The sequence below is a fragment of the Streptomyces sp. CA-135486 genome (assembly GCF_050936555.1).
Lineage (GTDB): Bacteria > Actinomycetota > Actinomycetes > Streptomycetales > Streptomycetaceae > Streptomyces.
In genome coordinates this window covers 568497-581700 of record NZ_JBNJMM010000001.1, presented here as the reverse complement: position 1 = coordinate 581700, position 13204 = coordinate 568497, and the positions used below count along the sequence as shown (strand labels likewise).

10 protein-coding genes and 2 pseudogenes are annotated in these 13204 nt (G+C 70.7%); 4 read left to right on the top strand and 8 right to left on the bottom strand.

Translation table 11 applies throughout. The features are described 5' to 3' along the window. Positions 1-148: 148 nt before the first annotated feature. Both ACQEVG_RS02790 and ACQEVG_RS02785 read left to right on the top strand, forming a co-directional pair. Positions 149-271: pseudogene (locus ACQEVG_RS02790) on the top strand (EamA family transporter); the annotation flags it as partial. A 43-nt stretch (positions 272-314) separates the two neighbouring features. Then, positions 315-1091: a DUF817 domain-containing protein gene (locus tag ACQEVG_RS02785; protein ID WP_432976430.1), complete on the top strand. Its 777-nt coding sequence runs from the start codon at positions 315-317 to the stop codon at positions 1089-1091. Between the two features lie 375 nt (positions 1092-1466). Here ACQEVG_RS02785 and ACQEVG_RS02780 read toward each other — a convergent pair. The 5 genes and pseudogenes from ACQEVG_RS02780 to ACQEVG_RS02760 form a co-directional block, all read right to left on the bottom strand. Next, positions 1467-1580: pseudogene (locus ACQEVG_RS02780) on the bottom strand (SDR family NAD(P)-dependent oxidoreductase); the annotation flags it as partial. 35 nt (positions 1581-1615) lie between these two features. After that, positions 1616-2779, bottom strand: a complete 1164-nt coding sequence (locus ACQEVG_RS02775) for a serine hydrolase domain-containing protein (RefSeq protein ID WP_432984989.1) — start codon at positions 2777-2779, stop codon at positions 1616-1618. 151 nt (positions 2780-2930) lie between these two features. After that, positions 2931-3686, bottom strand: a complete 756-nt coding sequence (locus ACQEVG_RS02770) for an energy-coupling factor ABC transporter ATP-binding protein (RefSeq protein ID WP_432976427.1) — start codon at positions 3684-3686, stop codon at positions 2931-2933. Beyond that, positions 3674-4435: a cobalt ECF transporter T component CbiQ gene (cbiQ, locus tag ACQEVG_RS02765; protein ID WP_432976424.1), complete on the bottom strand. Its 762-nt coding sequence runs from the start codon at positions 4433-4435 to the stop codon at positions 3674-3676. Before cbiQ ends, ACQEVG_RS02770 begins: the two co-directional genes overlap by 13 nt. Position 4436: 1 nt before the next feature. Then, entirely contained in the window at positions 4437-5510 is a 1074-nt protein-coding gene (locus tag ACQEVG_RS02760; RefSeq protein WP_432976421.1) for an energy-coupling factor ABC transporter permease, read from the bottom strand. A 154-nt stretch (positions 5511-5664) separates the two neighbouring features. On the opposite strand from ACQEVG_RS02760, the gene ACQEVG_RS02755 reads away from it, so the two are divergent. Beyond that, on the top strand, positions 5665-6012 hold the full coding sequence (locus ACQEVG_RS02755; RefSeq protein WP_432976418.1) for an SsgA family sporulation/cell division regulator: 348 nt from the start codon (positions 5665-5667) through the stop codon (positions 6010-6012). Between the two features lie 102 nt (positions 6013-6114). Here ACQEVG_RS02755 and ACQEVG_RS02750 read toward each other — a convergent pair whose 3' ends face one another. Both ACQEVG_RS02750 and ACQEVG_RS02745 read right to left on the bottom strand, forming a co-directional pair. Then, positions 6115-8295 carry an MMPL family transporter gene (locus ACQEVG_RS02750; protein WP_432976415.1) on the bottom strand — a complete coding sequence of 727 codons (2181 nt, stop codon included), beginning with the start codon at positions 8293-8295 and terminating at the stop codon, positions 6115-6117. Between the two features lie 118 nt (positions 8296-8413). Continuing rightward, complete coding sequence (locus ACQEVG_RS02745; RefSeq protein ID WP_432976412.1) at positions 8414-8986, bottom strand: TetR/AcrR family transcriptional regulator; 573 nt, start codon at positions 8984-8986, stop codon at positions 8414-8416. Between the two features lie 168 nt (positions 8987-9154). Between ACQEVG_RS02745 and ACQEVG_RS02740 the strand changes: the two genes are divergently transcribed. Beyond that, positions 9155-12481, top strand: a complete 3327-nt coding sequence (locus tag ACQEVG_RS02740) for a S41 family peptidase (protein ID WP_432976409.1) — start codon at positions 9155-9157, stop codon at positions 12479-12481. Positions 12482-12492: 11 nt separating this feature from the next. On the opposite strand, the gene ACQEVG_RS02735 is transcribed toward ACQEVG_RS02740, so the two are convergent. Next, a complete protein-coding gene (locus tag ACQEVG_RS02735) occupies positions 12493-13107 on the bottom strand; it encodes a MerR family transcriptional regulator (RefSeq protein ID WP_432984985.1) in 615 nt (204 codons plus the stop codon). Positions 13108-13204: the final 97 nt, after the last annotated feature.

Below are 13204 nucleotides of genomic sequence, written 5' to 3'. Positions count from 1 at the left end.
CAACGGCTGGGTGACGAGCACGCGACGAACGGCCGGAGTAGTTCAGGCCGTCGGGCGAAGCCTCATGCATCCGTTGGCCCCGCCGCCGACCGACGGGCGTTCAACCTCGCGGTGACCAGGGCACAGACTACTGCTTCAGCAAGAGTTGACTTCGATCACCGTGGGCGCGGCGATCGGGGCGGTGTTCTTCAAGGAGAAGCTCGGCGGTCCGAGGATCGCGGCGGCGGGGCTGATGGTGGTGGGCATCGGTCTGATGCTGCGGGCCAGTTGACGATCATCGAACCGCGCGGGGTGTTCCAGGCGTCTCTCCCGGCATGGGGATGATCTCGCGCTGCGCTCATCAGCTACTGCGCTTCGGCTGGCTGCAGGCTCGCTGCTGCGCCTTCGCGGTCGCGCTCGTCGGCGGCATCGCGGTCTCGCGCCTCCTTCCCGACGACCTGCCGATCGCCCGCTACGACCTGGTGCTGGTGTACGGGGTCCTCCTCGCGGTGCTGGCCAGAAGGGTCGGCTGGGACAGCGCCCGCGACACGGCCGTCATCGCCGGATGCCATCTGATCGGGCTGCTCTTCGAGCTGGTCAAGGTACGGATGGGGTCCTGGAGTTACCCGGAGGAGGCCCTGACGAAGGTCGCGGGCGTGCCGCTGTACGGCGGGTTTCTGTACGCGGCCGTGGGCAGTTACGTCTGCCGTGCCTGGCACCTGTTCGCACTGCGCCTGGACGGGTACCGGCCGCGGATCATGACCGCACTCGCCGCTGCGGTCTATCTGAACTTCTTCAGCCACCACTGGCTGCCCGACTTCCGCTGGGCGCTGGCCGCGCTGCTGCTGTGCGCGACCGCCGGGACGTTCGTGCGCTTCCGCGTGGGGGCGCACAGCTATCGCATGCCGCTCGCCCTGTCGTTCGTGCTCATCGGGTTCTTCCTCTGGGTCGCGGAGAACATAGCGACGTACGCGGGCGCCTGGAGCTATCCGGACCAGCTCGGCGGCTGGCAGCCGGTGTCGGTGGCGAAGTTCGGGGCGTGGGCGCTGCTGATCACCGTGACCTTCGTGCTGGCGGCCGGGCAGCGCCGCCAGACACCCCGACCGGCATAGGCGCACTGTCACCTTCCGGACGGTCCGACCGCCCTGCCATCCGCATCGGCAACCTCGCCGCCGCCGACCTCGACCACCTGGCCACGATGCGGCCGGGCAGCCACACCACTCGGGTGACAGCCCGGCCGACAGGCTGCCCGAGGGCTGCGCGGCTGCTGCGGTCTGGCTCTCAGCGATGGGTCACGGGAGTCCGATGGCTTCGTCAGAGTTGACCTCGAAGTACTCGTTGACGGAGATGCCGACGGTCGCGGGATCGATGAGATTGCGCACATCGTCGATTGACGCTGCCTCCCACAGGCAGTGGGCCCGCGTCCCGTCCGCCGCGGGCAGTACCTGGTGGACCGTCAGGCCGTCCGGGGATTTTCGGCCGTGTCTTGCGGTCTTCGCGGCGCGCTCGGCGTCCACGTCGGTGACCAGGACACGGGCCCCTTCCGAGGCCAGCCGCCGGGCGGTCGCCTCGCCGATGCCGCGCGCCGCGCCCGTGATCAGTACGCCCTACCCCTCGAAACGTCTCGTCGCGCCGCTCATAGCGCTGAACGTACCGCCCTGATCAGCGCCTGGGCCCGTGGATCCGCCGTAACCCCCTTGCGCAGACCGTTGGTTACGTAACCGAGCGCGATGCCCGACTCGGGGTCGGCGAAGCCGAGCGAGCCGCCGCGGCCGGGGTGGCCGAAGGAGCCCGGGCCGAACAGCGGGGAGGCCGGACCGTGCAGCATGAAGCCGAGGCCGAAGCGGGTGGGCACGACCAGCACGCGGTCCGCTCCGGCCGACTCCTCGGTGCGGGCGAGGGTGAGCGTGGCGGGGGCGAAGAGCCGACGTCCGCCGTCGACCTCGCCGATGGTGGATGCGTAGAAGCGGGCGAGCGCGCGGGCGGTGGAGATGCCGTTGGACGCGGGGAGTTCGGCTGCGCGGTAGGCGGGGTCGTTCTCGTCGGGGGCCGGGTCGATCGCCCCGAAGGCGCGCCGGGTGAGGGATTCGGGGTCGCTGTAGGCCGCGGAGACGGCGGGCTTGGGACGCAGCTTGAGGCCGCCGCCGTCCGCCGCCGGGGGCTCGCCGACCGGGCCGATCCGGCCCACCCGGTGTGCCTCGTCCTGCGGCAGCCCGATCCAGAAGTCCAGGTCGAGCGGGCGGGCGATCTCCTCGGCGACCCAGCGGCCGATGGTGCGGCCGGTGACGCGGCGCACCAGTTCGCCGAGCAGCCAGCTGTAGGTCTGGGCGTGGTAGCCGTGCGCCGTGCCCGGCTCCCAGGCGGGGCGCTGGGCGGCGAGCGCGGCCGGACCGCTCACGCCGTCGGCGGCCTCGGCCGGGGTGAGAGGGCGGTCCAGCACGGGCAACGCGGCGCGGTGCGTCAGCAGTTGGCGTACGACGACGCGCTCCTTGCCCGCCGCCTTGAACTCCGGCCAGTACGTGCCGACGGGGGCGTCCAGGTCGATCTGGCCGCGCTGGTGGAGCAGAAGGACGACGGCCGCGGCGATGCCTTTGGTCGCGGAGCGGACGATCTGCGCGGTGTCCACGGCCCAGGGCTCATGGCCGTCGACGTCCCTGGTGCCGGCCCACAGGTCGACGACCTTGCGCCCCTCCCGGTAGACGGCGACGGCGGCGCCGCGTTCGCCGCGCTGCTCGAAGTTGCGTATGAAGGCGTCCTGGACCGGCTCGAAGCCCTCCGCCACCGTGCCCCGGACGTCCACCGCGCCTGCCCTTCCGCTCCCGCTCATCCCCCCATGGTGCAACGGGCCCCGCCGCTCTTGACTCGCGGGTCAGCTCAGCGGGAGGAATCAAGCTCGGCGAGAGGGATCACGAGAAGGATCACGAGAGGGTTCAAAGGGAACACGAGACGGTTCAAAGGGAAACGGATGCGGGGTCGAAGCCGAACGGGAGCTCCAGACGGTGCGCCCGCATCAGTTCCTCGTCGCCCAGCAACTTCTGCGTCGCGCCGTCCGCCGCGATCACGCCCTCACTGAGGATCACCGATCGCGGGCACAGCTCCAGCGCATAGGGAAGGTCGTGCGTCACCATCAGCACGGTCACGTCCAACGACCGCAGGATGTCGGCCAGTTCACGCCGCGACGCCGGGTCCAGGTTGGACGAGGGCTCGTCCAGCACCAGGATCTCCGGCTCCATCGCCAGCACCGTGGCGACCGCGACCCGGCGGCGCTGGCCGAAGGAGAGGTGGTGCGGGGGCCGGTCCGCGTACTGCTCCATGCCCACCCGGGTCAGCGCCGAGACGACCCGCGCCTCCAGCTCCGCGCCGCGCAGCCCCGACGCAGCCGGACCGAAGGCCACGTCCTCCCTGACCGTCGGCATGAAGAGCTGGTCGTCCGGGTCCTGGAAGACGATGCCCACCCGGCGGCGGATCTCCGCGAGGTTCGCCTTGGCGACCGGCAGGCCCGCGACCGCGACCGAGCCGACGCCGCCCGCGAGGATGCCGTTGAGATGCAGGACGAGCGTGGTCTTGCCGGCACCGTTGGGGCCGAGCAGAGCGACCCGCTCGCCGCGCCCGACCGTCAGGTCGACGCCGAAGAGCGCCTGGTGGCCGTCGGGGTAGGCGTAGGCGAGGCCGCTGACCTGAAGAGATGCGGTGGTCATAGGGTCCATCCCAGCAGACAGACGGCGAGAGCCGGGAGGGGGAGTGCGGCGGCGTACGTCCACTGCGCCCGGGTCGCGGTCACTTCGTCGATGACCGGCATGGTCCCGGCGTACCCGCGGCTGACCATCGCCAGATGGACCCGCTCACCGCGCTCGTAGGAGCGGATGAAGAGCGCACCGGCGGACTTGCCGAGGACTCCCCAGTGCCGCACGCCCTTCGCCTCGAAACCGCGCGACCTGCGCGCGATCGACATACGGCGCATCTCGTCGGTGACGACATCGCCGTAACGGATCATGAAGGACGCGATCTGGACCAGCATCGGCGGCAGCTTGAGCCGTTGCAGGCCGAGCATCAGGGAGCGCAGCTCGGTCGTCGAGGCGAGGATCACGGAGGCGGCGACGCCGAGTGTGCCCTTGGCGAGGACGTTCCAGGCGCCCCACAGACCGGGGACGCTCACCGAGAGACCGAGCACCTGGACCTGCTCGCCGGGAACCACGAAGGGCATCAGGACCGCGAAGGCCACGAACGGGATCTCGATGAGCAGGCGCCGCAGCAGAAATCCGGCAGGGATCTCGGCGAGCGCCGCGACCGCGGCGAGCAGCACGGCGTACAGACCGAAGGCCCACATCGCCTCGCGCGGCGTGCAGACCACGACGAGTACGAAGGCGAAGACGGCCGCGAGCTTGCAGTGCGGCGGCAGTGCGTGGACCGGCGAGTGCCCGTGCCGGTAGAGCTTGTGCGTGTGGCCCGCGCCCATGTCAGACGGCGTCCGGTACGCGTGCGGGCCCCGCGTCCTTCGTCTGTCGGCGGCGCACCGACCAGAAGACGCCGGTGCCCGCGACGACCGTGATGCCGACGCCGATCACACCCGCGAGGCCGCCGGAGATCCGGGCGTCGGCGATGTCCTTGACGCCGTAGTCGGCGAGTGGGGAGTCCTTCGCCGCGTGGTCCTCGGCCTTCTTGTCGATGCCCTTGTCGGCGGCGACCTTCTCCAGGCCGTCGGGGCTCGCGGAGGCGTAGTAGGAGACGAAGCCCGCCAGCACGAGGGCGGTGGCCAGGCCGGTCGCCCAGACGGCCCGCGGGGACCGGGCGGCGACGGGGGCGGCCGCGGGGGCGTCGACGAGCTCGCCGCCGACGCGCAGCTTCAGCGGGGCGGCCAGTCCCCGGGCCCCGTGAACGAGGTCCGGGCGTACGGCGATGACCGCGCCGACCGTCAGCATGGTGATCGCGGCCTCGCCGATCCCGATCAGGACATGGACGCCGACCATCGCGGTGAGGACCTTGCCCACCGGGACTTCGGTGGTCCCGCCGACGGCATAGATCGCGGTGAAGACGGTGGCCGCGGCCGGCACGGAGACGAGGGCGGCGACGAAGGAGGCGACGGCCACCGAGCGGCGTCCCCGGGGCAGCACCGTGACCAGGCCACGGAAGAGCGCGTACGAGACGACGACCGTGACCACGCCCATGACGGTGATGTTCACGCCGAGCGCGGTGAGGCCGCCGTCGGCGAAGAGGATGCCCTGCATCAGCAGCACGACGGATATGCAGAGCACTCCGGTGTACGGACCGACGAGGATCGCGGCGAGCGCTCCGCCCAGCAGATGTCCGCTGGTGCCGGCGGCGACGGGGAAGTTCAGCATCTGCACGGCGAAGATGAACGCGGCGACGAGTCCCGCCAGCGGCGCTGTCTTCTCTCCCCCATGGCCTTCGGCAGGGGAGGCACCCCCGAGCTCACGGCGGGCGCCGCGGAGGCTGACGGCGACGGCGCCGGCGGCAACAGCACCGGCGGCCACCGATACCGGCGCGTTGATGAATCCGTCGGGGACATGCATGGCGGGCTCCCGCTTCGGACAGATGAATAACTGTTCAATGATAGAGCCTTGTTGCAAACCATGTGCAAGAGCAAGTCTGTCACAGATGGAGTCGAGCATCTGGCCGAAAATATGGGACATTAGGGACAAAGAAGACGAAAGTGAGGAGCGGCCGATGTCACCCGTCGTCGAGAATCATGCATTGGCCAGAATCATTACCGACGCTCCCCAGTACCGATCCGTCGAGGTCATCCTGGGTTACGACCCGGACGAGGATCCGCAGGCAGTGCGCTTCGGGTTCCCCAGCGGCCGTGCCTGGACGTTCCCCCGCGAACTGCTGGAGAAGGGGCTGCGCGCGCCCGCCCGCAGCGGCGACGTCGGGATCTGGCCGTGCGGCCGGGTGTTGGCCATCCTCGAGTTCCATACGCCGGACGGCGTAGCGGTGGTCCAGTTCGACACGAAGACCCTGATCCGCTTCCTGGGGGAGACATACGAGATGGCCGCACCCGCCACCCGTAGGTGACGAGCGCGGCCATCGGGTCGCGCGACGGTCCCCGTCCCCACGGCGCCGTCGCGCTGCCGGAAGCGCGCCCGCTCACAGCGCGTCCCGGGGTCTCACGCCGACTCAGACGCGCACCAACGCGCGCTCGTCGTCAGGGTCCTGAGGACCGCCGTCCGCCGCGTCGCCCGCCAGTTCCTTGCGCAGCTTCTCGCCCTCCACGTCCACGTTGGGCAGCACCCGGTCGAGCCAGCGCGGCAGCCACCACGCCTTGTGACCGAGCAGCGCGAGCACGGCAGGCACGATCGCCATCCGGACCACGAAGGCGTCGAAGAAGACCGCGATCGCGAGACCGAAGCCGATCATCTTGATCATCTGCTCGCTCGAGCCGATGAAGCCGGAGAAGACCGCGATCATGATGACGGCCGCGGCCGTGACCACCCGGGCCCCGTGCTTGAAGCCGGTGACGATCGCCTCGCCGGGCCGCTCGCCGTGGACGTACGCCTCACGCATCCGCGTGACCAGGAAGACCTCGTAGTCCATGGCCAGGCCGAACACGACGCCCACCATGAAGATCGGCATCATCGACATGATCGGGCCGGTCTGCTCCACCCCGAAGAGCGAGCCCAGCCAGCCCCACTGGAAGACCGCGACGACCGCGCCCAGCGCCGCGACGACGGAGAGCAGGAAGCCGAGAGCCGCCTTCAACGGCACCAGCACCGAGCGGAAGACCAGCATCAGCAGCAGGAAGGCGAGACCGACGACGAGCGCGAGATAGGGCAGCAGCGCGTCGTTCATCTTCTGCGAGAAGTCGATGTTCATCGCGGTGGCGCCGGTGACCAGCACATTGTCACCGCTGTCGGCCCGGATGGAGTGGACGAGCTCCTCGGTCTCGACCGAGGAGGGACGGTCCTTGGGGATGACCGTGATCATCGAGGTGTCGCCGGCCTTGTTCACGGTCGGCGGCGTGACGGCCACGACGCCGTCGAGGCCCCGGATCTCCTTGACCGTACGTTCGGCCGCGCTCTTGTCGCCGTCGACGACCACCAGCAGCGGACCGCTGAAGCCGGGGCCGAAGCCGTCGGACAGCAGGTCGTACGCCTTGCGCTGGGTGGTCGAGACCGGCTGGGAGCCGTCGTCCGGCAGACCCATCTCCAGTGAAGCGGCCGGGACCGCGATGGCGCCGAGGCCGACAACTCCGGCGAGCAGCACGGTGACCGGGCGGCGCAGTACGAGGCGCGACCAGCGGGTGCCCATGTTCGGCTTCTCGCTCGTCTGCTTGCCCTTGCGGACCTTGCGGCCCAGCACCCGCTTGCCGGCGAAGCCGAGCAGCGCGGGGATCAGGGTGAGCGCGATGAGGACCGCGATGACGACGGTGCCCGCGGCGGCGAAGCCCATCTTGGTGAGCATCGGGATGTTGACGACGGCGAGGCCGACCAGCGCGATGACCACGGTCAGACCCGCGAAGACGACCGCGGAGCCGGCGGTGCCGACGGCCCGGCCGGCCGCCTCCTCGCGCTCGCGGCCCTCGGCCAGCTCGGCGCGGTAGCGGGAGACGATGAACAGCGCGTAGTCGATGCCGACCGCGAGGCCGATCATCGTCGCGAGCGTCGAGGTGGTGGAGCCCAGGTCGAGCACGTTCGCCAGCGCGGTGATGGTGGAGATGCCGATGCCGACGCCGATGATCGCGGTGAGCAGCGGAAGTCCGGCGGCGACCAGCGAGCCGAAGGTGATGACCAGCACCACGGCGGCGATGGCGACACCGATGATCTCGCCGGGGCCGGTCTCCGGGACGGCCTGCAGCGCGTCGCCGCCGATCTCCACGGTCAGCCCGGAGTCACGGGCCTCGGTGCCGGTCTTCTCCAGCGCCGTGCGGGTCTCCTTGGTCAGCTCCATCGAGCTGACCTTGTAGGTGACGGCCACGTATGCCGTACGGCCGTCCTTGGAGACCGCCTTGGCGGTGTACGGGTCGGCGACGGTGGCGACCTGATCGCTGCCGTCCTTCAGCGCGGCGACCGCCTTGTTCACCTCGGCCTTGTTGGCCGCGTCGGTCATCTTGCCGCCGTCGGGCGCCTTGAAGACGACGCGGGCGGTGGCGCCGTCGGGGCTGGCCCCGGGGAAGCGCTCTTCCAGCAGGTCGAAGGCCTTCTGCGCCTCCGTGCCCGGTATCGAGAAGGACGACGAGGTGGCGGTGGACGCGGAGGCCGCGCCGACCCCGGCGAGCGCCAGCAGCGCCACCCACAGCAGGGCGACGAGGCGGCGGCGCCGGAAGGCGGACCGCCCGAGTTTGTAGAGAAACGTGGCCACGAGGGCGTACTCCCGTGTGTGAGGTGAACAGGGCATGGGGAGCCGGCCCGACGACGAGAGCGGCGCGCGTCAGGGTGGTGCGGGGAGGGATCAGCCGTACGGGGAGGTACGGAGGAGGTCAGACGCCGAGGGCGGGGAGAACCACGGCGTCCAGGTAGTCGGTGAGGAAGGTCCGGTCGGGGGTCCGGTCCTCGATCAGCTGCCGGGCGACGAACGCGCCGACCAGCATGTGCGGGACGAAGTCCAGCGCGCGGTTGTCCACGCTGACCTCGCCCCTTTCCACGGCCCGCCGCAGCAGCGTGTCGAGTCCGGTGATCTCGGGCTCGATCAGCAGCTCCCGCAGGGCCTGGTGGAGATCGGGGTTGCCGTGGATGGCCTGGGCCAGACCCCGCATCAGCGCGGAGTCCTTCTCCATCTGGCAGTCGTCGGTGCGCTCCAGCATCGTGTGGAAGTCGCCGCGCAGGGTGCCGGTGTCGATGTCGGCGACGCTCACCGGCTTGTTGTGCCGCAGCGCCCTGGCGACCAGCTCCGGCTTGCTCCGCCACTGGCGGTAGAGCGTGGCCTTGCTGGACCGGGTCCGGGCGGCGACGGCGTCCATCGTCAGGGCGTCGTAGCCGACCTCGCGCAGCAGGTCGAGCACGGCTTCGTACAGCTCTGCCTCGCGCTCGGGCGTGAGCCGGCTGCGCGTCATGGTCGACCCCCTGTCGCTGTCGCTGCCGAACGAAACGGTTTCGTACACCTCGTACGCTATCCCAGCCCGTCAGCGAAACGAAACCGTTTCGCTTGTGTCGTGAGTCACGGCGGGGACTCACCCCCTCCACAAGTTGCCGCGCCCCCGGAGCGCGGAAAGCATTGGGGGGTGAGTGACGACGTCGCGTATCTCCGTTTCCCTCATCTGCACGACGACGTGCTGTGCTTCGCCGCCGAGGACGATCTCTGGATCGCCCCGCTGGTACCGGCCGGGCACCGGCCGGAACGCGCCTGGCGGCTCACCGTCGACCGCACCAGAGTCGGCCATCCGCGGTTCTCCCCCGACGGCAGCGAGATCGCGTACACGAGCTGGCGCAGCCTCGACCCGGAGATCCACCTGGCACCGGTGGCCGGCGGGCCCGCGCGGCGGCTGAGCTACTGGGGCTCGACCGACACCCGGGTGTGCGGCTGGGACCCGGACGGCCACATCCTCGCCGTCTCCTCGCACGGCCAGCCGTTCTCGTACTTCTCCTGGGCCTACAAGGTGGACACCGACGGCTCCCCGGGCCGGCGGCTCCCCTGGGGCCCGGCCTCCGACATCCAGGTCATGGACACCGAGGGAGAACACCGCACGCTGCTGCTCACCGGCAAACCGCCGCACGAGCCGGCCGCCTGGAAGCGGTACCGCGGTGGGGCGACGGGCCGGCTCTGGCTGCACGGCGAGCGGCTGCTCGCCGATCTGAACGGCCATCTGGACTGCCCGATGTTCGTCTCGGGCCGCATCGCGTTCCTCTCCGACCACGAGGGCATCGGCAATCTCTACTCCTGCCGGCCCGACGGGACCGATCTCCAGCGGCACACCGATCATGACGCCTTCTATGCCCGGCACGCCTCGAGCGACGGTCGCAGGGTTGTCTACCAGTGCGCGGGCGACCTGTGGATCGTCGACGGACTGACGCCGGACGCCGAGCCGCGCAAGCTGGCGGTACGGCTCGGCGGGCCGCGCGCCGGACGGCGCAGGTACCAGGTGCCGGCCGCCAGTCATGTGAACGCGATCGCGGTGGACACGACGGGCCGGGCCAGCGCCGTCTCCGTACGAGGCAGCCTGTACTGGCTCACGCACCGCGACGGTCCGGCGCGGACGATCACGGACACCCCGGGCGTACGGGTCCGGAGGCCGGAGATGCTCGGCAGCAGCGGCCAGGTCGCGTATGTCACCGACGCGGACGGCGAGGACGCGATCGAGATCGCCTGGCTGCCGCGGGCGAGCGGCGACCGGGAGCCGCGGCGGCTGGCCTCCGGAGAGCTGGGCCGGGTCCAGGAGCTGGTCTCGGACCCGGACGGGGAGCGGCTCGCGATCGCCTCGCACGACGGTCGCCTGCTGCTGATCGACGCGAGCGAGGAGGCCGAGGAAGGTGCGGACTCCGAGGGGGGTGAGGACTCCGGGGCCGGTGAAAACTCCCGGGAAGGTGAGGTCACCGAACTGATCCGTTCCGACAACGGCCCGGTCCGCGATCTGGCCTTCTCGCCCGACGGTCACTGGCTGACCTGGTCGCACCCGGGCATCGGCCGCTCGCTGCGGCAGATCAAGATGGCGCGCATCAACGACCGTACGATCGTCGACGTCACCAACGGCCGCTTCGAGGACGAGAATCCGGTCTTCACGCGCGACGGCCGCTACCTCGCGTTTCTGTCCTGGCGGGGCTTCGACCCGGTGTACGACGTGCACACCGGGGACCTGTCCTTCCCGCTGGGCTGCCGCCCCTATCTCGTACCGCTGTCCTCGGCCACCCCCTCGCCCTTCGCGCTGCTGCCGGACGGACGGCCCGCGGCGGGCGGGCTCGACCCGCTGGACGAGCCCGCCAACGGGGGCGGCGACGGAACGGTGACGGTCGAGGTCGAGGGGCTGGAGAGCCGGGTGACACCCCTCCCGGTGTCGGCCTCCAAGTACTCGGCGCTCCATCCCGTCAGCGGCGGCGGTCTGGTCTGGCTGCGCTGGCCGATCTCCGGGGCGCTCGGCGAGACCTTCGCCAACCCGGCGGACACGTCCGGCCGCCCCGCCCTCGAACATTTCGACATCACCAAGGCGCGGCGGACCGAACTGGTCGGCCATGTCGACTGGTTCTCCGTCAGCGGCGACGGCAGCCGGCTGGTGGTCGTGGACGAAGGGGAGCTGCGGGCGGTCCCGGCGACCGAGTCCGGGGACAGCGACTCGACGGTCTATCTGGACCTGCGCCGGATCCTGCACGAGGTGGACCCGGCGTCCGAATGGCGCCAGGCGTACGACGAGGCGGGCCGGATCACCCGCGCGTACTTCTGGGAGCCCGACATGTGCGGGATCGACTGGGAGGCGGTGCTCGATCAGTACCGTCCGCTGGTCGAACGGGTCGCGGCGCCGGACGAGTTCGCGGATCTGCTGCGCGAGGTACTGGGCGAACTGGGCACGTCCCATGCGTACGTCACGCCCGCGCGGCGCAACGAGGGCCCGCCGCACTACCAGCGGGCGATGGGGCTGCTGGGCGCGAATCTGGTCCGCCGCAACGGCGACTGGGTGGTCGCCAGGATCCTGCCCGGCGACTCGTCCGACTCCAAGGCGCGCTCGCCGCTGGCGGGCACGGGCATCCGCGACGGCGCGATCCTCACGCATGTGGACGGCCGGCGGGTGGACCCGGTGACGGGCCCGTACCCGATGCTCTCGGCGGCCGGCGGCACGACGGTCGAGCTGACCTTCCGGCCACCGGAGGGCGACGGGCCCTCCAGGCGGGTCGCCGTCGTCCCGCTGGTCGACGAGCGGCCGCTCCGTTACCAGGACTGGGTGGCCAAACGCCGTGAGGTGGTACGGGAGTTGAGCGGCGACGCATGCGGCTATCTGCACATCCCGGACATGGGCGGCTCGGGCTGGGCGCAGTTCAACCGCGATCTGCGGATGGAGATGTCGCGCCCGGCGCTGATCGTGGACGTGCGGGGCAACGCGGGCGGCCACATCAGCGAGCTGGTGATCGAGAAACTGACCCGCAAGATCGTCGGCTGGGACCTGACGCGGGACGCCCAGCCCGTCTCGTACGCCTCCAACGCGCCACGCGGCCCGATCGTCGCGCTGGCCGACGAGGCGACGTCCTCCGACGGCGACATGATCACGGCGGCGTTCAAACTGCTGGGCCTGGGCCCGGTAGTGGGCAGCCGGACATGGGGCGGCGTGGTGGGCATGACGGGCCGCCACCGCCTGGCCGACGGCACGGTGATCACCGTCCCGATGAACGCGGCATGGTTCGACGCATACGGCTGGTCCGTCGAGAACCACGGCGTCGACCCGGACGTGGACGCGCTGCGCACCCCCCTGGACTGGGCGGAGGGCCGCCATGTGCAGCTGGACGACGCGATCCAACTGGCGCTGGAGCTGCTGAAGACGCACCCCGCGGCGACCCCGCCGGACTACGAGGGAACGCCGGATCTCCGCCGACCGGATCTCCCGCCCCGGCACAGGCCTCAGGCGTAGGCGGCTCCCGGCTACTTCCTCAGCCGGCGGTCCATGGCCATCGAGAGTTCCGCCTCCACCACGCTCTTCGCCAGCGGGCGCAGCCTCTCCACCTCACCCTCCGCCGTGTGGGCCTGCAGGGTCTCGACGAAGAGATCCGCCAGGGCATCGGCGTGGGCGCGGACCTTGCGGCCCACCTCAAGGACCTCCGAGAGCGGCACGCCCTCCCGTACCAGTGCCGAGGAGACCTCCAGCAGGCGGCGGCTGATGTGGACGATCTCGTCGCCGTCCGTCGCCAGATAGCCGAGGTCCAGGGCGGCCGCCAGGTTCTCGGGGGTGACCTCGCCCTCGAAGTAGTCGGCCAGTTCCTGGGGGGTGAGCCGGATCGGCTCCTCCTCGGTCGGGGCGCCCAGTCCCAGGACGTCGCCGACGTCCCGGCCGCTCTCGAACGCCGTGGCCAGATCCGCGATCCCGTTCAGCGTATGGCCCCGCTCCAGCAGGGCGGCGATCGTACGCAGTCTGGCCAGGTGGTGGTCGTCGTACCACGCGATACGGCCCTCCCGGCGAGGCGGCTGTATCAGCCCGCGCTCGCGGTAGAAGCGCAACGTGCGCACCGTGATGCCGGCCTCCTTGGCCAGCTCTTCCATGCGGTATTCGCGTACGTCTGCCACAGCGGAAGCCTATGTTGTACCCCAGGTAACTTGTCGCGCCCTACCCCTACCGCAAGGTATGCCGCTGCTCTAC

Bases quoted from the DNA above. Each gene is read 5' to 3' on its own strand.
- ACQEVG_RS02760 (WP_432976421.1), bottom strand. From the start codon at position 5,510: ATGCATGTCCCCGACGGATTCATCAACGCGCCGGTATCGGTGGCCGCC.
- ACQEVG_RS02785 (WP_432976430.1), top strand. From the start codon at position 315: ATGGGGATGATCTCGCGCTGCGCTCATCAGCTACTGCGCTTCGGCTGG.
- ACQEVG_RS02745 (WP_432976412.1), bottom strand. From the start codon at position 8,986: ATGACGCGCAGCCGGCTCACGCCCGAGCGCGAGGCAGAGCTGTACGAA.
- ACQEVG_RS02770 (WP_432976427.1), bottom strand. From the start codon at position 3,686: ATGGACCCTATGACCACCGCATCTCTTCAGGTCAGCGGCCTCGCCTAC.
- ACQEVG_RS02735 (WP_432984985.1), bottom strand. From the start codon at position 13,107: ATGGAAGAGCTGGCCAAGGAGGCCGGCATCACGGTGCGCACGTTGCGC.
- ACQEVG_RS02755 (WP_432976418.1), top strand. From the start codon at position 5,665: ATGTCACCCGTCGTCGAGAATCATGCATTGGCCAGAATCATTACCGAC.
- cbiQ (WP_432976424.1), bottom strand. From the start codon at position 4,435: ATGGGCGCGGGCCACACGCACAAGCTCTACCGGCACGGGCACTCGCCG.